Raw genomic sequence first — 25,523 nt, forward strand, 5'->3', positions numbered from 1 at the left:
CTCAGGGGGTCGATCCTCATGCGCGTCACCGAGCTCAACCGCGACACCGCGCCGGAAGCTGTCGACGCGGTGTTCGAAGGACTGTCCGCGCGAAGCCGCTACCTGCGGTTTCACTCGCCGACGCCACGGCTGACGGCGTCCGCGCGCCGCGTGCTGACCGACGTGGACGGCGAGCGGCACGCGGCCGTGTGCGCCCGGATCGGCGGCGACCCGGTCGGCATCGCCCGCATGATCAAGACCAGCGAGTGCGGCGCGGAGATCGCGGTCGCGGTGGTCGACCTGTGGCAACGCCGGGGCGTCGGACGCCGGTTGCTGGAGGAGCTGACGGCGGTGGCGGCCCGGCTGGGCGTCGCCGAACTGCACGGCGACGTCCTCCCGGACAACCAGGGCATGCTCGCGCTGGTGCGCAAGGTGCTGCCGGGCGTGCGCCTGATCAAAGAAGAGGACACGATCCAGCTGCGCTACCCGCTCGCGTGGGTCACCGCCGAGATCACCGACGCCGATCTGGTGAACGGCCTCAGCGGGTTCGGGCCGGGAGCTCTTCACGGTTGACCGGGCCCGGACGGGTAATGCCACGAGGACACGGTGCGATGTGTAGGAACATGGGACCTTCGACTGGACCAAAACTTCACATCGCCTTGCTACGGTGCTCGGCATGAGATCGTGGGGGATGTTGGCAGTCGCCGCGGCGGCCATCACGTTCGGCTCGACGCTGGCCATGCCGGACGTCGCGGTCGCGGCTGCCGAGGGTGGGGGCATCTGCGGGACGTACGAGGCGAACTCGAAGATCACCCGCAGCGAGGTCCTGGCACGTTCCCGCACGTGGATCAGCGCTCGCGTGCCGTACAGCCAGAGCGCCTGCTTCAACAACAAGTACGGCGCCTACCGCACGGACTGCTCCGGGTTCATCTCGATGGCCTGGGGTCTGCGCATCTCGTACACCACGCACATCCTCGAGCAGGTCGCGCACCGCATCGACTGGGAGGACCTCCGCCCTGGTGACGCGCTCAACGACCGCCTGAACCACGTCGCGCTGTTCGTCGGCTGGGCCGACGCGGCCAAGACGCGGCCGATCGTGCGCGAGCAGGCCGGCCCGGACGGCTCCGTTCCCGTGCAGCGGGTGTGGTCCGCCGCCACCGCGCGCCAGTACGTGCCGCTGCGCTACAACGGCATCGTCGACGCGTCCGGCAACACCTCCAGCGACACCCCGGTGACGGACAAGCCGGTCGTCGAGGCCGGCCCGCAGATCTCGAACACCGGCGAGCAGCAGCTCGAGATCTACGCGCGTGCCGCGGACGGCACGATCATCACGAACTTCCACAAGACGAGCCGGTGGAACGGCTGGCAGCAGCTCGGTGCCGAGCTCTTCGCCGGCGACCCGGTCGCGCTGATGAACCCCGAGACGAAGATCGTCGAGGTGTTCGCGCGCGGCACGGACGGCAAGGTCTACCGCCGCGTCGACGGCAAGTGGCTCTCGCTCGGCGACACGGCCGTCGCGGGCGACCCGGTGCTGCAGTGGAACGACAAGTCCAAGGCCGTCGAGGTGCTGGCCAGGGGCGCGGACGGCGTGCTGCTGCGCTTCACGGACAAGTGGGCGCCGCTGGGCGAGGTCAAGATCCAGGGCAGCCCGGCCGTCGCGGACAAGGACCTCTACGCCCGTTCCGCCGACGACAAGCTCGTCAAGTGGGACGGCGAGAAGTGGCAGGACCAGGGCGGCGCGTTGATCGTCAGCGACCCGAGCGTCGCCGTCGACCAGGTCTTCGTCCGCACCGCGACCGGCAGCGTCGAGCAGTACGCGGCGGGCGTGTGGAAGTCGTTGGGCGGCAAGGGCACCGGCGCACCGTCGGCGGTGTACAACTCGACGACCGGCTCGATCGACGTGCTGCAGCTCGGTGAGGGCGGCATCGTCGAGCACTCGCGCGCGACCGACGGCGGCTGGACCGCGTGGGCCAAGCTCGGCACCACCAAGATCGCCGAGGCGCCGAGCGCGATGTACCACGCGCAGACCAAGACCATCGAGGTCTTCGCCCGCACGGACGACGGGAAGCTGATCCGCCGGTTCTTCAAGGAGAAGGCGGGCTGGAGCCAGTGGGCGCTGCTCAGCGATCGGACTGTGTCCTGAACGAGTAACCAGTCTACAAGGGTGTACCCAGGAGCCGCGGCGAAAAGCCGCGGCCCCTTTTTCGTCGGCGTCAGCAGTGGGTGAAGACGTCCCTCGCCGCGGTTTCGCCCTTGCCCTGGTCGTTCGCGATGGCGGCCGCCCTCAGCGCACGTGCCGCGTCACGGCACTGCTGCGACGTCGCCGCGTCCGCCTCGGCCTTCTTCTGCGCGGTCTCGGCCTGCTTCTGCAGGTCAGCGGCCCGGACGGCGTCGTCCTTGCTCTCCTTGGCCTTCTTCGTGAGATCGGCGATCTCCCGGTTCTTGCCTTCGATCTGCGTGGAGAGGTCGGCGGTGTGCTTCTTCTCGACGAAGAAGAGCGCACCGAACGTGGCCGCTGCGCCGAACAGCAGCACCATGAAGATCGAGAGCACGATGATGCCGGTCCGCTTCGGCTTCGGCGGAACCGGTGCGACCACGGCGGGCTGCTCCGGCTGCGGCGTGAAGGCCGGAGGCGGCGTGTACACCTCGTACTCGGGCCCTGCCGGTGCGATCTCGGGCTGAACCGAGGTGTCCGCAGGCTGCTGCGGGTCGAAAACAGGGTTGGTCATGGTTCCCCCCAAGAAAGTGGCCCCCTGCGCCTATCATCGCCAGCCGGTCAACGTCGTTACGTGAGGTGGCCCACCGCGTCCACGACCAGGTCGAAGAACCGGTCCACGTCCAGGCCCACCGCCACCCTGGCGTTCGGCGTCCGGCCCAACCGGCCGTGCAGATCCACCACCGTCGCGCCGCGCGTGAGCGTCCCGGTCGTCTCGATCCCCACGAACGCCTCGACGCACGTCACCAGCGACGGGTCGATCACCCGAGCGACCGCCACCGGGTCGTGCAACGGCGGTGCCTCGAAGCCGAACACCTCGCGGTAGGTGGCCGCGAAGAACGTCATCAGCTCCCCGCACGTCCGGCCGAGCGGCCCCAGCTCGTTCAGCCGCGCCACCACCTCCGCGGTGACCAGTGCCTGGTGCGTGACGTTGAGCCCGATCATCGTGACCGGCACTCCGCTGGCGAAGACGATCGCGGCGGCCTCCGGGTCGACGTAGATGTTGAACTCCGCGTACGGCGTGGTGTTGCCGCGCTCGGTCGACCCGCCCATCAGCACGATCTCGCGCACCGCGGAGGTTCCGTAGCGCTGCAGGTACATCGCCACGTTCGTCAGCGCGCCCGTCGCGACCAACGTGCACGGCATGTTCGCGTGCATCACGTCGATCGCGTGCTCCTCGACCACGTCGACGGAGATCGAACCGAACGACGGACCGTCCATTCCGGACGCACCGTGGATGTCCTCCGCCACGTACAGGGGGCGTACCAAAGGCTGTGCGCAACCGCGGGCGATCGGCACCGGAATTCCGGCGGCGGAGCAGATCCGCCGGGCGTTCAGGGTGACCTTGTCGAGCGTCTGGTTCGCGGCGACGGTGGTGATCGCGCGCAGGTCGATCTCCGGTGATCCGGCCGCGAGCAGGATGGCGATCGCGTCGTCGTGGCCGGGGTCGCAGTCGAGCACCACAGGGGTCGGGGTCGGCATGAGGCCATCCTGCCGTTCACGTCCATGAAAAGAGCGAAAAGGTTTTCGTCACCTCTTGACGAGGTCAGGGCCGCTGCGGCTAGCGTGGAGAAAACGTTTGCAGGGAGGCGCGGATGGCTCGCAGGCGCTACGCGGTGGTCGGCACGGGGGCGCGGGCCGAGCGGCACGTCCACGCGATCGCCGTCGAGCACGCGGCCACCTGTGAGCTCGTCGCGTTCGCCGACGTGAACCGCGCCCGGATGAACGTCCACAACGACCGGCTCGCCGATCTGGGGGTCGGGCCGGTCCCCGTGTACGACGCGGCGGACTTCCTCAAGATGCTCGACGAGCAACGGGTCGACGTCGTCGTCGTGACCACCGTTGACCGGTACCACGACACGTACATCGTCGAGGCGTTGGACGCCGGACGTGACGTCGTGACCGAGAAACCGATGACCACTGACGTGCCGTCGGCGCGCAAGATCCTGGATGCCGTGCATCGCAACGACGGCAACGTCACTGTCACGTTCAACTACCGCTACAACCCGATCCACGAGAAGGTGCGCGCGCTGCTCTCCGAAGGCGCTGTCGGCGAGATCGGGTCCGTGCACTTCGAGTGGCTGCTCGACACCAGGCACGGCGCCGACTACTTCCGGCGCTGGCACCGCGACAAGGCCAACTCCGGCGGACTCATGGTGCACAAGGCGACGCACCACTTCGACCTGCTCAACTGGTGGGTGGGCAGTGTTCCCGAGACGGTGTACGCGCACGGCCGGTTGTTCTTCTACGGCGACGAAAACGGCGAACGTCACGGGTACACGCACGACGACAGGTTCGCCATCGACCTGAAGCAGAACGACTGGCTGAAGAAGCTGTACCTCGACGCACGGCACGAGGACGGCTATCGCCGCGACCAGAACCCGTTCGAACCCGGCGTGTCCATTGAGGACGACATGTCGGTCCTCGTCCGCTACGCCAGCGGCGCGAACCTGACGTACCACCTCACGGCCTACTCGCCGTGGGAGGGCTACCGGCTGATGGTCAACGGCAGCAAGGGGCGTCTCGAGCTCGAAGTCGTCGAGAACTCCTGGGTGTCGAGCCAGAACCCGGCCGTGCACGGCGTCAGCGCCAACCCCGAGCAGGGGTGGGCGAAGCTCTCCGTGCACCGGCTGTTCGAGGAGCGGGAGGACATCCCGCTGGAGTACGACCGGGACGGCCACGGCGGCGCTGACCAACGCATGGTCGACGCGCTGTACGGCCCGCCCGGGCAGGAAGACCCGTTGGGACGCAAGGCAACACACTACGACGGCACCCTTTCGCTGCTGACCGGTTTCGCCGCCAACCGCAGCTTCGAGACCGGGGAACCGGTCCACGTCGTCGACGTGATCGATCTGCGATGAGAGGGGAAGTCCGTGAAAGCGCACAAGACTGTGGGCTTCATGCTGTGCACGGTGCTGGCGGCGAGCGCGTGCGGTTCGGGAAGCGGAGGCGGTAGCGGCCAGGCCGAGATCCGCTTCATCTGGTGGGGCAACGACGACCGAGCCAAGGTGACCAACGAGGCGGTGCGGCTGTTCGAGAGCCGCAACCCGGACGTGAAGGTCTCGACGTCGTTCCAGAACTTCCAGAACTACTTCGAGAAGCTCTCCACGGAGATCGCGGGCGGCAACGCGCCGGACGTGATCCAGATGGACTACCGCTACCTCAACGAGTACGCGGGCCGCAACGTGCTGCTCGACCTCACCCCGTACGTCGGCAAGCAGATCCGCACCGCGGATTGGAACCAGGGCTTCGTCGGCAGCGGCAAGCTGAACGGCAAGCAGGCCGCGCTGCCGTTGGCGCAGAACGCCACCACCATCGTCTACGACCCGAAGCTCTTCGCCACCGCCGGTGTCGCGGAACCGAAGATCGGCTGGACCTGGGCCGACTACCGGGAGATCGCGGGGAGGATCCAGGCGAGCACCGGCGGCAAGATCGCGGGCTCGACGGACTTCGGGGGCACCGAGGACGTCTTCGAGACCTGGCTGCGGCAGCGCGGCAAAGCCCTCTACGACAACGGGAAGCTCGGCTACACCAAGGACGACCTGAAGGCGTTCTGGCAGCTGTCCAAGGACTTCCGCGACGCGGGGGCGACCACGCCCGCCGAACTGGTGACCACGCTGAACGCCGGCGCCGAGCAGACCCCGCTGGGCAAGAAGCTCTCCGCGTCCGAGCACAGCTACGACAGCCTCTACAGCGGCTACAACGCGGTGCGACCGGACGAGCTCAAGCTCGGGCCGTACCCCAGCGACAGCGGGGAAACGTTGGGCTCGTACCGCAAACCGTCGCAGCTCATCAGCGCGTCCGCCCGCACCAAGAACAAGGACGCGGCGGTCAAGCTGATCGACTTCCTGCTCAACGACCCGGACGCGGGCAAGATCCTCGGCGCGAACCGCGGCCTGCCGGCGAACCTGAAGATTCGCGAGGCCGTGGCGCAGAACCTCAGCGGCGCCAACAAGGTCGTCTTCGAGTACGAGAAGTCGGTCGACGCGAAACTGGGTGACGCACCAGCCGCACCGCCGAAGGGTGACGGCGCCATCTACAAGCTGATGCAGCGCAAGCACGAAGAGGTCGTCTTCGGGAAGAAGACGATCGACCAGGCGTTGGACGAGTTCTGGCGTGACGCGGAAGAAGCGCTGAAGTAGTGCCGTACCTGTTCTTGGGACCGTGGTTGCTCGGCGCCATCGGTCTCACCGTCGCGCCGATGGTCGTCTCGCTCTACCTGTCGTTCACCGACTACGACCTGTTCAACGAACCGAGGTGGGTCGGCCTCGACAACTACGCCAGGCTGTTCGGCGACGACCCGCGCTACCTGCACTCGGTCGGCGTGACGCTGAGGTACGTCGCGTGGTCGGTGCCGTTGAAGCTGGTACTGGCCCTCGCCGTCGCTTTGTTGCTGAACGCGTTGCGCGGCAAGGGACAGGCGTTCTTCCGTTCGGCCTTCTACGCGCCTTCGCTGCTCGGCGCGTCGGTCGGGCTGGCGCTGGCGTGGCGGGCGATCTTCGACACCTGGGTCGACACGCCGGACCACGCGCTGGTCACCATCGTGCTGTTGTCCGCGTGGCAGTTCGGCGCCCCGATGGTGATCTTCCTGGCCGGGTTGCAGCAGATCCCGCGCGACCTGGTCGACGCGGCCGCGGTCGACGGCGCGGGGTGGTGGCGCCGGTTGTGGTCGATCACGTTGCCGATGTTGTCGCCCGTGCTGTTCTTCAACGTGGTGCTGGAGACGATCCACGCGTTCCAGGCGTTCACGCAGGCGTTCGTGGTGAGCGGAGGGCGGGGCGGACCGGCCGACTCGACGTTGTTCTACACGCTCTACCTGTACGAACGCGGGTTCACCGAGTTCCGCATGGGTTACGCCTCCGCCATGGCCTGGGTGCTGCTGGTGGCGATCGCGCTGATCACCGCGGTGCTGTTCCGCACCTCCCGGTACTGGGTGTTCTACGGAGACGGGCGATGAGGCGCGCCGCGGTGTTCGTGCTGTGCCTGGCCGCACTGGCGTTGGTGCTGTACCCGATCGTCTGGCTGGTCTCGGCCTCGCTCACTCCGGTCGAGGATCTGGTGTCGAACCTGCGTGCGCTGTTCCCCGGCCGTGTGACGGCTGACGGCTATGCGCGCGCGTTGGAGGGCGCTGGCGGTGAGTCGTTCTGGACGTTCCTGGGCAACTCGACGATCGTCGCCACCGGTGCGGTGATCGGCAACGTCGTGTCGTGCTCGTTGGCGGCGTACGCGTTCGCACGGCTGCGGTTCCGGCTCAGCGGCCCCCTGTTCGCGTTCGCGCTGGTCACGATCATGCTGCCCGCGCACGTCACGCTCATCCCGCAGTACGTCGTGTTCCAGCAGCTGGGGATGGTCGACACGTTCGTGCCGTTGATCCTGCCGAAGCTGCTGGCGACCGACGCGTTCTTCGTGTTCCTGATGGTGCAGTTCATGCGCGGCATCCCGCACGAGCTGGACGACGCCGCGAAGATCGATGGCTGCGGTCCTGTCCGCAACTACCGGTACGTGGTGCTACCGCTCTCTCGACCCGCGATGGTCACCACCGCGATCTTCACGTTCATCTGGACCTGGAACGACTTCTTCTCGCAGCTGATCTACCTGTCGTCGACGGAGAACTACACGATCCCGATGGGGCTGCGGCTGTTCATCGACCAGACGTCGTCGTCCTCGTACGGGCCGATGTTCGCGATGTCGGTGCTGTCGCTGGTGCCGATCGGACTGTTCTTCCTGGCGTTCCAGCGGTTCCTGGTCGCCGGGGTGACCACGACGGGGCTGAAGGGATGAGCCGCGTCGAGGTGCTGGCGGACACCTTGCTGCTCGGGTTGTTCGTGTTCGTGGCCTCGCTGCCGGTGGTGACCGCGTTCTCGGCGTTCGGTGCGGCCCGCGAGGTGGTGCGGTGCGAGCTCCCGGTGGGGCGGTTCTGGTCGGTGTTGCGCGTGCGGTGGGTGCCGGGGATCGCGTTCGCGGTGTTGGGCTTGGTGCTCGTGATCGACGTCGTGGTGGTGGTGACGGTGCTGCCGGCGCCCTTGCCCGTTCGGGTGGCGGTGCTGACCGCTTCGGCGGCAATCGGTGCCTGGATGCTGGCGCAACCAGGTCGTCGTTGGCGCGGCGCATTGAAATTCGAAGCACCTCGGCCGATGCTGATGGCCGCGTTGGTGGTCGCCGCTGTGCTGGTGTGGGCCCTGCCTCCGCTGGTGCTGGTGATCGCCGGACCGCTGGCGCTGGCGGCGGAGGGCACCCGAGAAGGGTGAGGACGATGCGTGTTGCGCTGGTCGGGGCTCGCGGGCATGGGGCGCGGCACGTGGAGAACCTGCTCCGGCTCGGTCACGACGGTGTGGCGACCTTCGTCGGTGTGGTCGACGTGGCGGACGTCGACGTGCCGGTGCCGTCCTACCCCGACCTGCCGTCGCTGGCCGCCGAGCTGCACCCGGAGGTCGTGGTGATCTCCTCACCGCCCTCGACGCACCGGGAACTCGTGCTCGGCGCGTTCGACCTGGGCTGTGACGTGCTGGTGGAGAAGCCGGCGCTGCTGTCGACGGCCGACTTCGAGGAGATCTCCGCCGCGGCGGAGAAGCGCGGGCTGGTGTGCCAGGTCGGGTTCCAGTCGCAGGGGAAGGGGTCGTACCGGCGCCTTTGCTCGTTGATCGGCTCCGGCGCGTTGGGCGACATCTCGGGTATCGGCGCCGCTGGCCGTTGGGTGCGCACGGACGCGTACTACGAACGCGCTGTATGGGCCGGACGGCAGGGTGAGGACGGAACGCTCGTCAATCCGTTCGCGCACGCTCTGCAGAACGTTCTCTTGCTCGCCGATGTGGAAGAACGATCGGACATCGGCGTCGAGCTGGAACTGTTCCGCTGCCGCGACACGATCAGTGCGGACGACACGGCGTGTGTGCGTGTCACGGCTGATGGTGCGCCACCGGTCGTAGTCGCGACGACGCTCTGTGCGACGACATCGTTGCCACCGATCGTGCTGGTCCATGGAACGTTGGGGCAGGCCGTGTGGTGGTACGACGACGACCGCCTGAAGGTCAACGACCACACCATGGCCGTGCCACCGTCCGTCGACCTCCTGGAGAACCTGATCCGGCACCGGCAGACCGGCGAGCCCCTCGTGGCACCGCTGGCCGCCGCACGGGCGTTCACGTCGGTCGTCGAGCAGTGCGGCAAGGCGCACGTGCCGCTGCTGCCCGCCCGCCGCGTCGGCGACAGGGTGGTGCTCGACGGCGTCGACGAGGTCGTCGTGCGCGCGGCGGAGAAGGTCGCGACGTTCGGCGAGCTGGGCTGCGGTTTCGGCCGGTAGTCTCCCGCCGAGTCCGCTGTGTTCGGGGGTTGTTGCGTTGGACACCTACATCGACCTGAGGGACGTCCGGCTGACCGGTTACGTGAGCATGGGCCTGATCGCCCTGGTCGCCGCCGAGTCCGTCTGGGGCACGGTCAACGACTGGCAGGGCGGGTCGTCGTCGTGGAGCTTCCTCGCCATCGTGCTGATCGCGCCCGCGGCCGTGGCGTTCCTGCTGTGGTTCCGCTTCGCCACCCACAACGCCGAGGCGATCGCGCTGCACGGCGTGCGGATGATGTCGCAGGTGTGGAAGGCGAGCGACCCGGCGCAGCGCGAGGTGCCGTTCGAGCAGCGCGTGGCCAGCCCGTTGATCAAGCCGTGGCAGTACGCGTTCCTCGCGATGGTGGCGTGCGACGTGCTCGAGTCGCTGCTGCTGGACACCCCCGCCTACGTGGTGTTTTCGACCCTGTCGACGCTGTGCGCGATCGTGGCGGCCGGGCTCGCGTGCTTCCTGATCTTCCGGGTGTCGCTCATGCAACAGCGGTTCGCGGCGCCGCAGCGCAAGTACCGGTGAGCCGTGGGGTAGACTGCTCTATCGGTTGCAGTTCTGTGTTCGCTTCTCCTTCTTCACGGTTGGGTTGCCTGCTCAAGACCAACCACTGGAGCGTCCGCACAGTGCGGTCCGCTCTTCAGCAATTGAAGGAGCAGTACATGGCTAACGGCACCGTCAAGTGGTTCAACGCCGAAAAGGGCTTCGGCTTCATCGCCCCCGAGGACGGCGGCGCTGACGTCTTCGTCCACTACTCGGCCCTCAACGGCGGCGGCTACCGCAGCCTCGAGGAGAACCAGCGCGTCTCGTTCGACATCACGCAGGGCCAGAAGGGCCCGCAGGCGACGAACGTCACCGCTCTCTGACGTTGTTCCGAACCGCAGGGCCTCCGGTGTTCCGGGGGCCCTGCGGTCGTTTTTCGATCTTTTGCTTTTGGCTAGCCTGGGCCGATGCCGTTGCTCGGACCAGCTGATCCGCTGCCGCACGTGCCCCGGCGCATCCTCGTCGCCGGCAACACGGGATCCGGCAAGTCGACGCTCTGCCTGCGCATCGCTCAGCAGCGCGACCTGCGGCGGATCGAGCTCGACAGCCTCTACTGGGGGCCGCAGTGGACGCCCCGGCCGGAGTTCCGCGCCGAGGTCGCGGCCTTCGCGCAGCAGGACCGGTGGGTCACCGAGTACCAGTACAACGAGGTGCGGCGCGCGTTGCTCGCGCGGGCCGACACGGTGGTGTGGCTTGATCATCCGTTCGCCACGGTGATGGGCCGCCTGGTCAGCCGCACCGTCCGGCGCCGGGCGCGCGGGGTGGAGTTGTGGAACGGTAACCAGGAACCGTCGCTGTGGTCGGTGTTCACGGACTCCGAGCACATCCTGCGATGGGGCTGGAAGACCTACCGGCGCAACCGGGCCAGGGTGCTCGCCCTGGTCGACGAGGTCGTGGTCGTGCGGCTGTCCGGGCAGGGGCAGGTGGAGCGGTGGCTGGCAGGCCCGCTGGCCTCGGTCGGACAGGAGCGTGCGCGGTGAGAACGGCACTGGTGCTCGGCGGGACCGGAATGCTGGCCGGATGTGCGCGGCAGCTCGTGGAACGCGGGTGGCAGGTCGTGCTGCCGTCGCGGACCCAACCGCTGATGGCCGACGACGGTCCTGGACGCGCCGCGCGCGCGTCGATCTCGCACGGGCACCGGCCGACGTGGATCAGAGCCGACTGGACCAAGCCGCACGAGCTCGCGGCGGAGGTCCAGGACGAGCTGCAGGGCCGTGAGGTGAACCTGCTGGTGGCGTGGGTGCACGGCAGCTACCGCGTGGGAGTGCTCCAGGCCGTTCAGCACCTTCTGGCAGATGGTGCACCGGTGGTGGAGGTGCACACGTGCGCGCCGGTGCCGGATCCGGTGCTGCCGAACCCGACGCAGCAGGTGTTGCTCGGACACTTCACCCACGACGCCGCGCAGCGCACGAGTCGTGCGGTGATGGACGCCGTCGAACGGGCGTTGAACGGGCGGGCGCCCTCGCTGCACCACGAGGACGCCCGCTGAGCGTCATTTGACGATCTTCGCCCGGCCGATCTCCGCCTGGACCTTGATGCCGGCCGCCACGTCCACGAGCTGGCGGACCACGACGTCCTCGTTGCGGATGTCGGCGATCTTCTGCTTGGTCTTCGTGGTGAACTCGAACGCCGCGACCTCCGCGGTCTCGATCTCGGCGACCTCCTGGAAGTCCTTGCTGAAGTCCACGATCACGACCGCGTTGTCGAGGACCTGGAGCTGGTAGTCGGCAGGCCGGTCGGAGGAGAAGCCCTTCTGGAACTTGCCGGTGACCTTGATGCCGTCGGTCGTCTCCTCGAAGTCGAGGACGCCGTCGACGGGGGAGAACAGGCCCTCCTGGAAGTCGGCGGTGGCGGTCACGGGCTCGGCGAGGGCCGGAGGTGCCGTGAGCGCGGTGCAGGCGAGCAGAGCGACGAGGATGCTGAGCGGTTTCGGCATGTCTTCGTTCGTACCGGCGGTGTTTTCGCCCCGCACGACCAAACACATCGCTCGATCGGGCGTTGAGCATGTACGCTCCGCGCCGACGTCGGGGGACGTGCGCTTTCACCTGGGGGAATTCACTTGAGCTCAGAGGTTGTCAGACCCGTGCGCGGAATCGGCACGGCGGCGACGGGAACGATCGCGTTCTCGGCGGGAACACAGGTCGTCTCGGCCGCGATGCTGTGGACGCCCGTGGACGTGGAGTCGATCTTGTCCGCGACCTGGATCGCGATGTTCGTGCAGGTCGTGGCGGGGGTGCTGTTCATCGCCTGGATGCGCCAGGCCCGCCTCAACTCCGACGTGATCACGTCCAGGCACCAGCACCGCTACACGAACATGTGGATCGTCGTGGGGTGGCTCATCCCGTTCGCGAACCTGTTCATCCCGTACGCGGTGATGCAGGACATCTGGCGGGGATCGGACCGCACCCAGCCGATGGTGGGGCTGCAGAAGCGTCCGAAGAGCGGCCTGGTCACCGCGTGGTGGATCACCTACATCTCCTCGAACGCGCTCGGCGTGGTGGCCGGCCGCAGCGCCGTGGACGACATGGCGTTGCTGTACACGGTCTCCGCTCTGGGCCTGGTCGGCGCGGCCGTGCTCGCCGCTCGGATGATCAAGCGCGTCACCGACATGCAGGAACTCGTGCCCGTGGGGGAATCATGATCACCGAACCGTTCAGGCCGGTGCGCGGCATCGGCATCGCCGCGTCCGTCCTCATCGGACTCACCGCCGTCCACGCCGTCGCGGACGCGATCACCACGCAGACGTTCGTGAAAGTCGTGCAGGACCAGATCGACGGCATCGGCACGATGGACGACCTGGAAGCCGCCAACAACCTCAACCTGGCGGTCAGCATTCCGGGCGTGCTCGTGACGATCGCGGCGGGCGTGACGTTCATCGTGTGGATCTACCGGTCACGCCGCAACGCCGAGCGCGTCACCTACGCCTCGGAGCACCGGCGCGGCCGTGGCTGGGCCATCGGGTCGTGGATCACGCCGATCGTCGCGCTCTGGTTCCCGTTTCAGATCGTCCAGGACGTGTGGCGCTCCTTCGACCCCGCCCAGCAGGACCGGCCGCTCCAGGCGCGCGACAAGAACGGCTTCCTCGCCATCTGGTGGACCGCGTTCCTGCTGATGTCGTGGGGCAACCGGGTGGTCACCCGGCTCTGGCTGCGCGACACGGACATGGCCACCGTCGCCACCTGGACGTGGGTGACGGCGGTCGTGACGATCGTCGCCGCCGCGCTGGCCGTCGTGCTGATCAAGAGGCTGACCGACCTCCAGGACGTGACGCGGCCGCAGGAGTTCAGCGGGCCGGTCCAAGTCCACGTACCAGGTGCATGACCGAATCGCGCACCTCGGCCCGTGACCGCTCCGGCTGGAACACCTGCCAGTCCAGCGCGATCACGAGCAGCGTGCCGAACAACGCCGCCGACGCGGTGCCGACCTCGACCCCTTCCGGGAGGCGGCCCGCGTCGGACAGGCGCTTCATGTGACCGCGCACGATCGACACGATGTCGTCGCGCAGCAACGAGAGAGTGCCGTGCCACTGGCCGGGGGTGCGCCACAGCTCGGAGACGAGGAGCTGGCCGAACGCCGGGTACTCGGCCCAGAAGCCGAGCATCTCGTCGACCAGCGCCTCCAGCGAGTCCTCCGAGCCCTCCGCGGACCGCAGCCGGCCCGCGAGGATCTCCACCCCGTGCCGCAGCAGGGCCTCGACCAGCGCGTCCTTCGAGGCGAAGTTGTAGTAGATCGTGCCCTTGGCGACGCCCGCCTCCGCGGCGATCTCGTCGACCGTCACCGAGGCCGCGCCCCGTTCGCCGACCAGCTTCAACGCCGCGTCGAAGAGCTTCTGCTTCGTCGCCGTCGTTCTCGCGCTCACAGCACCAGCTCCGGCTTCAGCTTCGACGCCGTCCACACCCGCTGCTTGTAGGCCGTCACGGACGACAAGGCTAGGGCTCCGACCAGCCAGGCGAGAAGGATCAAAGCGTCGTGACCCACGCTGCCCAGGTCACCGCCGTACATGAGGTGGCGCAGGCCGTCGACCGCATAGCCCATCGGCAGGCCGTAGTGCAGCGGGTAGAGCGGCACCGGGATCGTCTGCCACGGGAACGTGCCACCCGCGCTGACCAGCTGAAGGATCAGCAGGATCAGGCCGAGGAACTTGCCGACGGCACCGAAGGCGGCGTTCAGCGCGTGCAGGATCGCCACGAACGTCAGTGACATCAGCACGAGGAATGCGAACGTGCCGAAGGGGTTCGACGGCACGATGTCGACCACGAACCGTACGACCGAGAACATCACGAGCACCTGCACGATGCCGAGCAGCGCGCCTGGCAGCCAGCCGCCCAACGCGACACGCAACGCCGACTGACCAGCGGCCAGCGCACGGCGTGAGAGCGGGCGCAGCAGCAGGAAGAGCACGAACGCGCCGATCCACGTCGCGAGGCCCAGGAAGAACGGGGCCAGACCGGCGCCGTACGTGGCGGCCTTCGTCTGGGACAGGCCCTTCACCGCCACGGGGTCGCCGATGGCCTGCGCGATCGCGGCGCGCGTCGGGTCGTCCGCGTTCGGGATCTTGTTCACGCCACCGGTCAGGCCGTCGCGCAGCTGCGCGGAGCCGTCGGCGAGCTTGACCGCGCCGTCGCGGAGCTGGGGCGTTCCGTCCGAGGCCTTCTTCAGGCCGTCGCGGATCTGGACGTTGCCGTCGGCGAGCTTCGTCGCGCCGTCGTCGAGCTTGCCGATGCCGGCGACCAGGCCGGGCATCTTCGACGAGAGCTGCTCGGCACCGTCGGCCACCTGGTCCGCGCCGTTCGCGAGCCTGCGCAGGTCACCCGCGGCTCCCTGGACCTTGCCGTTGGCGTCGTCGACGGGCTTGCGGACCTGGCCGATCGTGGACATCACGCGCTGCACCTGGTCCTCGGTGAAGCCCAGGGCGCGCAGACGGGTCGCGATGTCGCCGTTCGCCTGGTCGAGCACACCGACGAGGGCCTGGGCCTTCTGCGCGTACTCCTCCGCCTGGCGCGCGGCGGTCTCGTTGCCGTCCGCGACCTGGCGGGCGCCGTCGGCGATCTTCTTCGCACCGTCGGGCAGCGGCGCGGTCTGCGAACGCAGCTCGTGCAGGCCGTCACGCAGCTGCGCGGCGCCGTTCGCGGCCGTCACCGACCCGGTGTGGAGCTCCTGGACGCCCTTGTCGAGCTCGCCCAGCTTGTCGCGCAGCTGGGCGTTGCCGTCCGCGAGCTGCGTGGCGCCGTCGGCCGCCTTGGTCGTCTCCTGGCGGATCGTGGAGAAGCCGAGCAGCAGCTTGTCGGCGGCCCCGGCGGAGACCTTCGCGGTGACCGCGCGGCGCACCTCGGAGACGACCTGGTTCGCGATCGTGCTGCCCAGGTAGTTGTTGGCGTCGTTGGTCGTCAGCGTCAGCACACCCTGGCGCGGCTTGTTCTGCTCCGCGGACGTGAGCGCCTCGGAGAAGTCCTCCGGCAGCGTCAGCGCGAAGATGTACGTGCCCTTGCGCACGCCCTCGTCGGCGTCGGCGGGGTTGTCCACGACGTGCCAGTTGAACTTCTTGCCGTTGAGCAGCTCGTCCGCGACCTCCTTGCCGGCGTTGAGGTCCTTGGCGCCCTTGTCCTTCACGACCAGCGCGGCGGGGACCTGGTTGAGGTTCGCGTACGGGTCCTTGTTGGCGTACAGGTAGAGCGACGCGTACAGCAGGGGCACGAGCGCCAGTGCCACGACGGCGAGCTTGGGCAGCGTGCCGGAGGTGATCCGGCGAAGTTCGTTGAAGGCCATGCGAAGGGCGCTCATGCGGTGATCTCCATCTTGGTGTCGTTGTCCTCACCAAGGCGCGCGTGCGGGATGTCGAGGATGTGGGCGGAGGAGTTCGAGCACAGGACGACCACGGACCGTTCGGGGGTCACGTAGTCGTTCGCCAGGGCGAACCACTCGCGCGGGTTGGGGTGGTGGCGGTCCGGGCAGTCGAGGACGAGGGCCGTGGCGCCGGGACGTGCGGAGGCCAGTTCGAGCATCACGGCACAACGCGTCTGCGCAGGCACGTGCTCGAAACGCTTGGACGCGTGCTCGTCGGCGGCGTGCTCCACCAACCAGTCGTGCACCGCCTTCTTGCCGGAGGGCTTGCCGTTCATCGCGAGTTCCTCACCGACGACGGCGGCCAGGCTGAGCGCGTCCTCCGGCTCGTTCACCTCGGGGGCGTCGACGAGCACGACCTGCTTGCGCAGCGTCTTCGCGTCCGGTGACACCGAGCCGGTGGAGGGCTTCATGCGGCCGGAGAGCAGCAGGCCGAGCGCCGTGTGACCGGTGCCGGGCTCGCCCGCGACCAGCGTCAGTTCGCCCGGCTTCACGACCAGCGAGGTCGGCCGGAGCAGAGGACCATGTGCCCCGATGACGCCTGCGCGTTCTGCGCGGATCTCCACGGCTTTACCTTCCGTTTAAACTGACCGGTCAGTACAAATTCTCGCGCAGTCTTGGTCAGCTGGCAACTCGGACATAGGTCACCTGAGGGCGGAGGCGGGGCGTACTTCCCAGACGGTCCACAGCGGCCGGTAGCCCTGACGAGGCCAGAACACCGAGCTCAGCGGGTTCGGCGGGTTGTAGTAGAGGTACGTGCCGACCGTGCCCATCCGGTGGAGTTCCTGGTGGGCGTGGGCGACGAGCTGCTGGCCGATGCCCGTGCCGCGGGCTCCGGGCAGCACGGAGACGCAGTTCACATAGCCCCAGCGACCGCGCGGCAGCCTCGCCGCCGCGCTCGTGCCCGGTTCCGACGACACGATCGCGCACTCGGCCAGCGCCACCGCGATGCCGTCGCGTTCGGCGAGCCAGATCGGGCTCGCCTTGGCCAGGCGGTCGGCGAGCGCACGTCGTTTGAGGGCCGCTGCCTCCGGGCGCACGATCGTGGAGCCGACGAACGACGAGTACTCCAGCTCCGCCAGCGACAGCTCCAGCACCGACTCCAGGTCGTGCGGGGTCGCACGGCGGATCGTGAGCGTGCGGGGGAGTTGCTGTTGTGGCGTGCGCAGCCTGATGCCGAGCACGGACAGCGGCACCAGGCCGTGGTCGAGAAACGCGCGTGCGGCCCTCGTGTCACGGCTCGGCCAGTGCACGACGCACGCCGTGTCCTCACCTATCTCTTGTGTGTCGAGAAGCTGACGCCACCGCATGAGGAGCGCGTCCATGCCTTGAGTGGTGCCTACGAGAGGCATCAGCTCCCACACCTCGGCCGCCGACCACAGCCTCGTCGTCGAGCGGGGTTCGAAGCACTGGTGACTGACGACGCCGGCGACGCGCGTGCCGTCCGCGAGCGCGGCCGTGATGACGTGGCCGTCCGCCGGTGGTTCGGCGGCGGGCGGGAGCAACGGGTCCAGCGACGCGAAACGCGCTGACTGGGCCGCCACCAGTCCGCGTGCCGAGGTCATGAACGTGAAGACTACGACGTCAGGCGCGTGCGGAAGATCGCGGTGCCGGGGAAGAGCTTGCCGCGCAGCGGGCTCCACTGTCCCCAGACGCGGGTGTGCCCCTGCGGCCACTCGGGCTCGACCAGGTCCTCGACGACGAAACCGGTGTTCGTGAGCGCCCTGACGTAGTCGCCGAGCGTGCGGTGGTGCTCGACGTAGGTGGCGCGGCCCTCCTCGTCGACCTCCACGTAGGGAGTCCGGTCGAAGTACGACTGGGTGACCGTGAGGCCGAGCGGGCCCGGGTCGTCCGGGAAGATCCACCGCATCGGGTGGTTGACCGCGAACACCCACCTCGCGCCGGGCTTGAGCACGCGGGCGACCTCGGCGAAGACCTCCTGGACGTCCGCCACGAACGGGACGGCGCCGAACGCCGAGCAGGCGGCGTCGAAGGTGCCCGTCCCGAACGGCAGCTGGTCGGCGCTGGCCTGGACGAGCGGGACGTGGATGCCGGTCTTCTCGTTGTTCTCGCGCGCGTGCCGCAGCATGCCCGCGGAGATGTCGAGAGCCGTGACCTCGGCGCCGTTGGCCTTGAGCCAGCGCGCGCACGGGGCACTGCCGCAGCCGACCTCGAGAACGCTCTGACCTGCGACGTCACCGAGGAACGCGACCTCCTCCTCGCGCAGGCCCTCCGGACACCAGACGAAGTCCGCCGCGCCCAGGAAGTCGCCGTGCGTGTCGTGGTAGTCGTCAGCGTCCGCGTCCCACCAGATGCGGTTCGCCAGACGTGACTCGGCGGCGTCCGCCCCGCGCTTGACGATGCCGGCCGTGCCGAGCGCCTGTTCGGCACTCGCGTGCTGGTTGGACACACTGCTCCTTCACATGGGGGCTGGTTTGCTTGCGCGTCTCGCGGCCGCGTACGATATCGCGTGCGTAGTGGGTTAGTGCTGCCCATGATCCAGTTCCGCCGGATTCCAGGTCGCTGCGACGCTGCGCGCGCACCACTACCAGACAATCGATGCCAATCCGTACCGGAGCCACCTACCTAATGTCCACCGACACCACCACCGCCCCCGTTGCCGCTGCGCCCAAGCAGGTCGCGATCAACGACATCGGGACGGAGGAGGACTTCCTCGCAGCTATCGACAAGACGATCAAGTACTTCAACGACGGCGACATCGTTGAGGGCACCATCGTCAAGGTCGACCGGGACGAGGTCCTGCTCGACATCGGCTACAAGACCGAGGGCGTCATCCCCTCGCGTGAACTGTCGATCAAGCACGACGTCGATCCCGCCGAGGTTGTCAGCGTCGGTGACGAGGTCGAGGCCCTTGTTCTCCAGAAGGAGGACAAGGAAGGCCGCCTGATCCTGTCGAAGAAGCGCGCCCAGTACGAGCGCGCCTGGGGCACCATCGAGGCCCTCAAGGAGAAGGACGAGCCCGTCAAGGGCACGGTCATCGAGGTCGTCAAGGGTGGTCTCATCCTCGACATCGGCCTCCGCGGCTTCCTCCCCGCCTCGCTCGTCGAGATGCGTCGCGTCCGCGACCTGCAGCCGTACGTCGGCCGCGAGCTCGAGGCGAAGATCATCGAGCTGGACAAGAACCGCAACAACGTGGTCCTGTCCCGCCGCGCGTGGCTCGAGCAGACCCAGTCCGAGGTCCGCAGCGAGTTCCTCAACCAGCTGCAGAAGGGCCAGGTCCGCAAGGGCGTCGTGTCCTCGATCGTCAACTTCGGTGCCTTCGTGGACCTGGGTGGCGTCGACGGTCTCGTCCACGTCTCGGAGCTGTCCTGGAAGCACATCGACCACCCGTCCGAGGTTGTCGAGGTCGGCCAGGAAGTCACCGTCGAGGTCCTCGACGTCGACATGGAGCGCGAGCGCGTCTCCCTGTCGCTGAAGGCGACCCAGGAAGACCCGTGGCGCCAGTTCGCCCGCACCCACGCGATCGGCCAGATCGTGCCGGGCAAGGTCACCAAGCTGGTTCCGTTCGGTGCGTTCGTCCGCGTGGACGAGGGCATCGAGGGCCTGGTCCACATCTCCGAGCTGGCCGAGCGCCACGTCGAGATCCCGGAGCAGGTCGTCCAGGTCGGCGACGACGTCATGGTCAAGGTCATCGACATCGACCTCGACCGTCGCCGCATCTCGCTGTCGCTCAAGCAGGCCAACGAGGGCTTCACGGTCGACACCGAGTTCGACCCGACCCAGTACGGCATGGCCGCCGAGTACGACGACCAGGGCAACTACATCTACCCCGAGGGCTTCGACCCGGAGACCCAGGAGTGGCAGGACGGCTTCGACAAGCAGCGTGAGGAGTGGGAGCGCCAGTACGCCGAGGCGCACACTCGTTACGAGGCCCACATGAAGCAGATCCGCAAGGCCGCCGAGGCCGAGGAAGAGGCTTCGGCCGAGGGTGCGGGCAACTACACCTCGGGTGGCGACGCTCCTTCCGCTTCCGTCGGTGCGCCGGCCCAGTCGGGTGGCACGCTCGCGTCGGACGAGCAGCTGGCCGCGCTTCGGGAGAAGCTGTCGGGCGGTATGTGAGCCTGTAGCTAGTCGTTGAAGGCCCCCGCGCTTCGGTGCGGGGGCCTTTGGCGTTTTCTGATCCAGCAGGGTCAGACCGCAACCCCGCCACCTGTTCACCTGATGGTTTTCGACGGAAGCCCGGCCGTTGGAGTCCGAGGAGCCGGTGCGGTGGAAGCGCCTGAACATGTGTTCGATATGGTCGTCTGTGTGAAGTTGGTAGTGCAGGTGAAGCTGCTGCCGACGTCCGTCGAGGCGGCGGCGCTGGCGGCGACACTGCGTGCCTGCAATGCGGCTGCGGATTACACGTCGCGGGTGGCGTTCGAGCGGGACGTGAAGTCCCGTAACGAGTTGCAGAAGCTGTGCTACCGCGAGATCAAGGGTCGGTTCGGTCTGTCGGCGCAGCCCGCGGTGCGGGTGGTGAAGAAGGTCGTCGATGCCTACACCGCCCTGCAGGCTGGCATCCGGGCGGGAAACCTTGGCGACGAGAAGTCTCAGCGTCGTCTCAAGGCCGAGTCGAAGCCGATCGAGTTTCGGCAAACAGCTGCGCAACCGTTCGACGACCGGTGCCTGTCATGGTGCTCAGACGCGGGCACGGTGTCGATCTGGACCACGGCCGGGCGGTTGAAGGGCATCCGGTTCACCTGCTCGCCAGACCAGTTGACGACGCTGCGTGCGCATCGCCGGGGCGAATCGGATCTGCTATTCCGTGACGGTATGTGGTTCCTGATCGCCACCTGCGAGGTGGCCGAGCCTGAGGCGTTCGAGCCTGCCGACTGGATCGGTGTGGACCGAGGTATCACCAACCTGGCCACCACGTCGGACCTGGACAACTTTCAGGGGCGCGGTCTGCGACGCCATCGCCGCTGGCACGCCCGTCTGCGCGCCGAGTTGCAGGCCAGGCGCACCAAGTCCGCCACGCGTCGTCTGAAGAAGCGAGCCCGCCGGGAAGCTCGTCACGCGACGCACGTCAACCACCGTATTGCCAAGGACATTGTGGCTGTTGCCCAACGCACCGGCCGCGGTATCGCTCTGGAGGACCTCCGGGGCATCCGCGACCGGGTACGGCTGCACCGGCACCAGCGAGCCACCCAGTCCTCCTGGCCGTTCCACCAACTCGAACAGCACCTCACCTACAAGGCCCGTCGGGCCGGTGTGCCGGTGCTGCTGGTGGACGCCCGCTACACCTCGCAGATGTGCCCGAGGTGCAAGCACACGTCCCGCTCCAACCGTCCCGTCAGGGACTTGTTCTCGTGTCGCCGGTGTGGTCTCGCTGGACCCGCCGACTTCGTCGCCGCCGTGAACATCCGTGATCGGGCACGGCGCGTGTGGGTACTCGTCAACGTGCCCTTACCTGCGGCTGCCTGAGCAGTTGCCAGTAGATGCGGCCCGCACACCACAGCCAGTGGTGGACGAGGAACGCGACTCGGCTTGAAGGAACCGAGCGCAAGTTCAGCCCTTCAGGGCGCCTTCAGGGCCGAGAGGTTGACTCTGTGGTGGAGGGCTGAGTCCGTTGTGTAGGTTGACAAACCTATGCGTGGGAACAAGTTCTTCGTGGCGCTGAGCGCGGGTGCGCTGGCGGTTTCCGGGGCCTGCTCTTCTGTGGCTCCGCAGACTCAGGCGCCGCCGCCTCAGATTCCGAAGATCACGCCGCAGACCACGCCTTCGCGGGTTCCGGTGATGGTTGATCGGGCCCTGCCGGACGACTGCGAGCTCGTGGTGCCTGTCGAGGTCATGAACGCGACGCTCGGGCAGGAGTTGCCCGGTGAGCCTCGGATCATCATCGGCATCAAGGAGCCCGGGATCGGGCGGACCGGGAAGATCGACTGTTACTACGGCATTCCGCCCAAGCAGGACCTGGGGGCCGCGAAGATCGTCATCGGGCTTTCGACCTACACGGACGAGTTGACGGCTCGGACGCGGGTCACCGAGAGCATCGAGGCTGAGCGGGGGGACGGGGCGAAGATCACCGAGGTTGACGTCGGGAAGCAGAAGGGGACGTTGGTCGAGGGGAAGGACGAGCAGTTGTTGATCGGGTCCCTCGGGAAGTCGACCTTTGTCGTGCGGAACCGGAACGGCTTCATTCCCCAGGCCAAGCTCGTGGCGATTTTGCCGGTACTCGCTCAGCAGGCGATGACGCCTCCCGTCTAACCTGACCGGCATGCTCAGGGTGGGGTTGACCGGGGGGATCGGGTCCGGCAAGTCGACGGTTGCGCGGCTGCTGGCTGAGCGGGGGGCCGTTGTCATCGACGCGGACCAGCTTGCTCGTGAGGTGTTGGAGCCTGGTTCCGACGGGCTCAAGGAGGTCGTCAAGGCGTTCGGGGACGACGTCCTGAACGGTGACGGCACGTTGAACCGGGCCGCGTTGGCTGCCAAGGCGTTCGCCACCGAGGAGGCTCGGCAGACGCTCAACGGGATCACGCATCCCCGGATCGGGGCGCTCACCGGGCAGCGGATGGCCGAGGCGCCTGAGGACGCGATCGTCGTGCACGACATCCCGTTGTTGGTGGAGCGGGACATGGCGGCGGCGTACCACCTCGTGATCGTTGTATACGCGGATGCCGAGACTCGTCTTCAGCGGTTGGTGAGCAGCCGGGGCATGGATCGGCAGGACGCCGAGAACCGGATTGCCGCTCAGGCCACCGATGAGCAGCGTCGGGCCGTTGCCGACGTGTGGCTCGACAACAGCGGCGAGGTTCCTGACGTCACGGTGTTGTGGGATCGGCTCGTCGGGTTCGAGAAGAACGTGCGGACGCAGTCGTACGCGTCCGGGTCGCCGATCGTGGTGCCGTACGACGAGCGGTGGCCTGCTCAGGCACGGCGGATTGCTCGGCGGATCAGTCTGGCGGCTGGTGGGCGGCACGTCGAGCACATCGGGTCGACCGCTGTTCCTGGGCTCGCGGCCAAGGACGTGCTCGACTTCCAGCTCGCCGTCGAGGACATGGAGACCGCGGACTCGTTGCGGGAGGCGCTGGGTCAGGCCGGCTTTCCGTACGTCGGGCCGTACGAGGACACGCCTCGTGGTGAGGGCGACTGGAGCAAGCGGTTGCACGCCGGGGCTGATCCCGGGCGGCGGGTGAACCTGCACCTGCGCGTCGAGGGGGCGCCGAACTGGCGGTGGGCGATCGACTTCCGCGACTGGCTGCGGCACGACGCGCAGGCACGGGACGAGTACGCGAACCTCAAGCTCGAGCTGTCCCAGCGGTTCGCGGCCGACACCGGCGCTCTGGCCTACGGGGAGGCGAAGGAACCGTGGATGGAGACGGCCGTCGAGCGGGTGAAGGCCTACAGGGGAGGCCAGGCGTCGTAGATGCCCTGCCACGTCAGCCACGAGGTGAGGTTGTGGTTGACGTTGCTGAGCTCTTCGAGGGTGCGGTGGACCGTGCGCAGGGCCTGGTCGGCGTCACCCGGTCGCAGGACGCGGCCCGCGACGGCGGCGGCGAACTCCTCGCTGCGCACGATGCGGGCCGTGGTGCCGCCGGGAACTGCCAGGCCCAGCAACAGGTCCGTGGTCTGCCAGTGCCGGTGGTCGCGTTCGACGCGGACCGCGGACAGCACGCTCGGGCCGCTGCGGGCGTGCCGGGAGCGCGGGCGGTAGGTCGTGAGGCGCAGACCCAGATCGGGCAGCAGCCAGGTGACCTCGGCGTCGGAGAACGGGTCTTCCGGGGTGGGATGCTCGATCCGCAGACCCCAGCGTTCCACGTCGCACGAACTGAGGGTGCGCGTGCCACCGGACGAATAAGTTCGCACGCCCGAAATGGTGTCGACGACATCGACCAGCTGAGGTGTAGTGACCGCTCCCACGACGCCGAGGGTAGTCAAATAAGTGCTCGCAGTTACACGCCGGGTCGATTCGTTACGTCACGGTCAGATGACGAACACACTCTGTGTACTACCGCCAGGCAGTCGGACACCCCGATGCGGCGAGCCATCTCACGACATCGTGACCGTGCGCTGAAATGCCGGACACCGCCGAGTAGGTGGTTTCCAACGCCCACTGCGCGCGTTCCGCGGTGATCAGGTTGTGCTGGACTGCGGCGATCAGCTCGTCGGTGTCCAGAACGGTGACGCTGTGACCCGTCCGGACGATCAGGTCGAGGTACAGGTCGGTGGTCTTCCAGACGCTGCCGATGGCGTTGATCTCCACGACGTCGACGTAGAAGTCGAAGTCGAGCTGGTGTCCGGGGTGCCAGGACTGGCGCGTGACCCGGATGTTGAGCTTCGGCAGGAACCAGCTCTCGAAGTGGCTGATCTTCGGGTGGCCCGCGAGCGGCCGGAACATGTAGAGGCCTGTCGGGGTGAGGCGGTACTCGTCGACGCTCCTCAGCTGCCCCTTGGGATCGGTGTTGCTCTTGGCGTCCAGGTCGAAGTACTCGATCTTCGGCGGATGGATGTGTGCCACGTCAGCGATACTGCCATCGTTGGGGCGTCCGGCCACTTAGGATGCCGCGCATGTTCGGGATCATCCGCCCTTGCCGCAACAGAATGGGCGCTGAGCTGCGGTCCGCGTGGCTCGCCCACTTGTGCGGGATGTGCCTGTCGTTGCGCGACGAGCACGGTCACCTCGCTCGTGTCGTCACCAACTACGACGGACTGCTGATCTCGGCGATGGTCGAGGCCCAGAGCGGTGTCTCGCGCCGGTCCGCGGGACCGTGTGCGTTGCGCGGCATGAAGTCCGCGGACGTCGCCATCGGGTCCGGGGCGCGGCTGGCGGCGTCGGTGTCGCTGGTGCTGGCGTCGTTGAAGATCGACGATCACGTGGACGACGGGGACGGGCTCGCCGGGAAGGTCGGCTGGGCGGGGCGCGCGGTTGCACGGCGGTGGGCGGCCAAGGGGCTCGGGACGGCGTCGGACCTGGGGTTCGACGCCTCGGTGATGGTCGACGCGGTGCGCAGGCAGCCCGAGATCGAGGCGGCGGCGGGGCTGGGCAGTTCGGTGCTGGTGGTGACCGAGCCGACGGAGACCGCGACCGGGTTCGCCGTCGCCCAGACCGCGATCATCGCCGGCAAGCCCCAGAACGTGGAGCCGTTGCGCGAGGTCGGTCGGCTGTTCGGGCGGGTCGCGCACCTGATCGACGGGGCGGAGGACCTGGAGGAGGACCGCGCGTCCGGCGCGTGGAACCCGTTGCTCGCCACCGGAACGTCCGTGGAGGACGCGCATCGGCTGTGCCTGGACGCGGTGACGGGCATCAGGCTGGCGCTGGACGAGGTGGAGTTCACCGACTCGCGGCTCGTGCACAAGCTGCTCGTGCACGAGCTGGAGGAGTCGATCATCCGGGTGTTCGGCAGGCGCCGGCACCGGGACAAGCCGACCTGGTCCGATCCCGGCAGCGGGCTGTGGGCGTACCCGACCCTGAACTGGCAGCCGCAGCCACGCGGGTGCTTCGCCGGGTGCGGTGCGTTCCTGTACATGTGCGGGACCTGCCAGTTCTGCTGCCGCGACCCGTTCCCAGGTCCGTGGAGCGACAAGCGGCGTGACGGCTGCGACCCCGACTGCGGTGACTGCGGCTGCGGCGACTGCTGCAAGTGTGACTGCTGCTGCCCGTGCGATTAGGGCTC

At 68.0% G+C, this 25,523-nt stretch carries 29 protein-coding genes; 19 read left to right on the forward strand and 10 right to left on the reverse strand.

The window, feature by feature from the left end:
* Positions 1–18: 18 nt before the first annotated feature.
* Both ACFOWZ_RS24425 and ACFOWZ_RS24430 read left to right on the forward strand, forming a co-directional pair.
* A complete protein-coding gene (locus ACFOWZ_RS24425) occupies positions 19–552 on the forward strand; it encodes a GNAT family N-acetyltransferase (RefSeq protein WP_382376202.1) in 534 nt (177 codons plus the stop codon).
* Positions 553–655: 103 nt separating this feature from the next.
* The gene (locus ACFOWZ_RS24430; protein WP_382376203.1) at positions 656–2,122 is read left to right on the forward strand and encodes a hypothetical protein; all 1,467 of its coding nucleotides are present in this window, start codon (positions 656–658) and stop codon (positions 2,120–2,122) included.
* Positions 2,123–2,192: 70 nt separating this feature from the next.
* Here the strand turns inward: ACFOWZ_RS24430 and ACFOWZ_RS24435 are convergent, their stop codons facing one another.
* Entirely contained in the window at positions 2,193–2,708 is a 516-nt protein-coding gene (locus ACFOWZ_RS24435) for a hypothetical protein (RefSeq protein WP_382376204.1), read from the reverse strand.
* 56 nt (positions 2,709–2,764) lie between these two features.
* Positions 2,765–3,676, reverse strand: coding sequence for a nucleoside hydrolase (locus ACFOWZ_RS24440; protein WP_382376205.1), 912 nt, complete (start codon positions 3,674–3,676; stop codon positions 2,765–2,767).
* Between the two features lie 113 nt (positions 3,677–3,789).
* On the opposite strand from ACFOWZ_RS24440, the gene ACFOWZ_RS24445 reads away from it, so the two are divergent.
* From ACFOWZ_RS24445 to ACFOWZ_RS24490, 10 genes are all read left to right on the forward strand, one after another.
* A complete protein-coding gene (locus ACFOWZ_RS24445; RefSeq protein WP_382376206.1) occupies positions 3,790–5,055 on the forward strand; it encodes a Gfo/Idh/MocA family protein in 1,266 nt (421 codons plus the stop codon).
* 12 nt (positions 5,056–5,067) lie between these two features.
* On the forward strand, positions 5,068–6,336 hold the full coding sequence (locus ACFOWZ_RS24450; RefSeq protein WP_382376207.1) for an ABC transporter substrate-binding protein: 1,269 nt from the start codon (positions 5,068–5,070) through the stop codon (positions 6,334–6,336).
* A complete protein-coding gene (locus ACFOWZ_RS24455; RefSeq protein WP_382376208.1) occupies positions 6,336–7,151 on the forward strand; it encodes a carbohydrate ABC transporter permease in 816 nt (271 codons plus the stop codon). Before ACFOWZ_RS24450 ends, ACFOWZ_RS24455 begins: the two co-directional genes overlap by 1 nt.
* Positions 7,148–7,975 carry a carbohydrate ABC transporter permease gene (locus ACFOWZ_RS24460; protein WP_382376209.1) on the forward strand — a complete coding sequence of 276 codons (828 nt, stop codon included), beginning with the start codon at positions 7,148–7,150 and terminating at the stop codon, positions 7,973–7,975. Before ACFOWZ_RS24455 ends, ACFOWZ_RS24460 begins: the two co-directional genes overlap by 4 nt.
* Entirely contained in the window at positions 7,972–8,442 is a 471-nt protein-coding gene (locus tag ACFOWZ_RS24465) for a hypothetical protein (RefSeq protein ID WP_382376210.1), read from the forward strand. Before ACFOWZ_RS24460 ends, ACFOWZ_RS24465 begins: the two co-directional genes overlap by 4 nt.
* A 5-nt stretch (positions 8,443–8,447) precedes the next feature.
* The gene (locus tag ACFOWZ_RS24470) at positions 8,448–9,494 is read left to right on the forward strand and encodes a Gfo/Idh/MocA family protein (RefSeq protein ID WP_382376211.1); all 1,047 of its coding nucleotides are present in this window, start codon (positions 8,448–8,450) and stop codon (positions 9,492–9,494) included.
* A 37-nt stretch (positions 9,495–9,531) separates the two neighbouring features.
* Positions 9,532–10,047: a hypothetical protein gene (locus ACFOWZ_RS24475; protein WP_382376212.1), complete on the forward strand. Its 516-nt coding sequence runs from the start codon at positions 9,532–9,534 to the stop codon at positions 10,045–10,047.
* A gap of 137 nt (positions 10,048–10,184) precedes the next feature.
* A complete protein-coding gene (locus tag ACFOWZ_RS24480; protein ID WP_030466576.1) occupies positions 10,185–10,388 on the forward strand; it encodes a cold-shock protein in 204 nt (67 codons plus the stop codon).
* Between the two features lie 84 nt (positions 10,389–10,472).
* Complete coding sequence (locus tag ACFOWZ_RS24485) at positions 10,473–11,045, forward strand: AAA family ATPase (protein WP_382376213.1); 573 nt, start codon at positions 10,473–10,475, stop codon at positions 11,043–11,045.
* Positions 11,042–11,554, forward strand: coding sequence for a hypothetical protein (locus ACFOWZ_RS24490; RefSeq protein WP_382376214.1), 513 nt, complete (start codon positions 11,042–11,044; stop codon positions 11,552–11,554). The genes ACFOWZ_RS24485 and ACFOWZ_RS24490 overlap by 4 nt, the downstream gene beginning before the upstream one ends.
* Positions 11,555–11,557: 3 nt before the next feature.
* Here ACFOWZ_RS24490 and ACFOWZ_RS24495 read toward each other — a convergent pair whose 3' ends face one another.
* Entirely contained in the window at positions 11,558–12,001 is a 444-nt protein-coding gene (locus ACFOWZ_RS24495) for a hypothetical protein (RefSeq protein WP_382376215.1), read from the reverse strand.
* A gap of 123 nt (positions 12,002–12,124) precedes the next feature.
* Here ACFOWZ_RS24495 and ACFOWZ_RS24500 point away from each other — a divergent pair, with 123 nt between their 5' ends.
* Entirely contained in the window at positions 12,125–12,706 is a 582-nt protein-coding gene (locus tag ACFOWZ_RS24500; protein ID WP_382376216.1) for a DUF4328 domain-containing protein, read from the forward strand.
* Positions 12,703–13,386: a DUF4328 domain-containing protein gene (locus tag ACFOWZ_RS24505; protein WP_382376217.1), complete on the forward strand. Its 684-nt coding sequence runs from the start codon at positions 12,703–12,705 to the stop codon at positions 13,384–13,386. The genes ACFOWZ_RS24500 and ACFOWZ_RS24505 overlap by 4 nt, the downstream gene beginning before the upstream one ends.
* Here ACFOWZ_RS24505 and ACFOWZ_RS24510 read toward each other — a convergent pair.
* The 5 genes from ACFOWZ_RS24510 to ACFOWZ_RS24530 form a co-directional block, all read right to left on the reverse strand.
* Positions 13,349–13,924, reverse strand: a complete 576-nt coding sequence (locus ACFOWZ_RS24510) for a TetR/AcrR family transcriptional regulator (protein ID WP_030466570.1) — start codon at positions 13,922–13,924, stop codon at positions 13,349–13,351. The two genes, ACFOWZ_RS24505 and ACFOWZ_RS24510, sit on opposite strands and share 38 nt — an antisense overlap.
* Positions 13,921–15,846, reverse strand: a complete 1,926-nt coding sequence (locus tag ACFOWZ_RS24515; RefSeq protein WP_382376218.1) for a YhgE/Pip family protein — start codon at positions 15,844–15,846, stop codon at positions 13,921–13,923. The genes ACFOWZ_RS24510 and ACFOWZ_RS24515 overlap by 4 nt, the downstream gene beginning before the upstream one ends.
* Entirely contained in the window at positions 15,843–16,472 is a 630-nt protein-coding gene (locus tag ACFOWZ_RS24520; RefSeq protein ID WP_382376219.1) for an ATP-binding cassette domain-containing protein, read from the reverse strand. Before ACFOWZ_RS24520 ends, ACFOWZ_RS24515 begins: the two co-directional genes overlap by 4 nt.
* Before the next feature lie 78 nt (positions 16,473–16,550).
* Complete coding sequence (locus ACFOWZ_RS24525) at positions 16,551–17,471, reverse strand: GNAT family N-acetyltransferase (protein WP_382376220.1); 921 nt, start codon at positions 17,469–17,471, stop codon at positions 16,551–16,553.
* An 11-nt stretch (positions 17,472–17,482) separates the two neighbouring features.
* Positions 17,483–18,316 (reverse strand): class I SAM-dependent methyltransferase, encoded by an 834-nt coding sequence (locus ACFOWZ_RS24530; protein ID WP_382376221.1) that lies wholly within the window; start codon positions 18,314–18,316, stop codon positions 17,483–17,485.
* 179 nt (positions 18,317–18,495) lie between these two features.
* Between ACFOWZ_RS24530 and rpsA the strand changes: the two genes are divergently transcribed.
* The 4 genes from rpsA to coaE all read left to right on the forward strand — a co-directional run bounded on the left by rpsA (position 18,496) and on the right by coaE (position 23,275).
* Complete coding sequence (rpsA, locus tag ACFOWZ_RS24535; protein ID WP_030466565.1) at positions 18,496–19,986, forward strand: 30S ribosomal protein S1; 1,491 nt, start codon at positions 18,496–18,498, stop codon at positions 19,984–19,986.
* A gap of 150 nt (positions 19,987–20,136) precedes the next feature.
* Positions 20,137–21,333 carry an RNA-guided endonuclease InsQ/TnpB family protein gene (locus ACFOWZ_RS24540; protein ID WP_382376222.1) on the forward strand — a complete coding sequence of 399 codons (1,197 nt, stop codon included), beginning with the start codon at positions 20,137–20,139 and terminating at the stop codon, positions 21,331–21,333.
* Positions 21,334–21,498: 165 nt separating this feature from the next.
* Positions 21,499–22,116 carry a hypothetical protein gene (locus tag ACFOWZ_RS24545; protein ID WP_382376223.1) on the forward strand — a complete coding sequence of 206 codons (618 nt, stop codon included), beginning with the start codon at positions 21,499–21,501 and terminating at the stop codon, positions 22,114–22,116.
* Between the two features lie 10 nt (positions 22,117–22,126).
* Positions 22,127–23,275, forward strand: a complete 1,149-nt coding sequence (gene coaE / locus ACFOWZ_RS24550; RefSeq protein ID WP_382376224.1) for a dephospho-CoA kinase — start codon at positions 22,127–22,129, stop codon at positions 23,273–23,275.
* Here coaE and ACFOWZ_RS24555 read toward each other — a convergent pair.
* Positions 23,251–23,769, reverse strand: coding sequence for a DUF402 domain-containing protein (locus ACFOWZ_RS24555; RefSeq protein WP_382376225.1), 519 nt, complete (start codon positions 23,767–23,769; stop codon positions 23,251–23,253). The genes coaE and ACFOWZ_RS24555 overlap by 25 nt on opposite strands.
* Before the next feature lie 88 nt (positions 23,770–23,857).
* Positions 23,858–24,367: a DUF402 domain-containing protein gene (locus tag ACFOWZ_RS24560; RefSeq protein WP_030466561.1), complete on the reverse strand. Its 510-nt coding sequence runs from the start codon at positions 24,365–24,367 to the stop codon at positions 23,858–23,860.
* 50 nt (positions 24,368–24,417) lie between these two features.
* Between ACFOWZ_RS24560 and ACFOWZ_RS24565 the strand changes: the two genes are divergently transcribed.
* Complete coding sequence (locus ACFOWZ_RS24565) at positions 24,418–25,518, forward strand: DUF5685 family protein (RefSeq protein WP_382376226.1); 1,101 nt, start codon at positions 24,418–24,420, stop codon at positions 25,516–25,518.
* Positions 25,519–25,523 lie beyond the last annotated feature (5 nt).

The sequence above is a fragment of the Lentzea rhizosphaerae genome, assembly GCF_042649515.1.
Taxonomy (GTDB): Bacteria; Actinomycetota; Actinomycetes; order Mycobacteriales; family Pseudonocardiaceae; genus Lentzea; species Lentzea aerocolonigenes.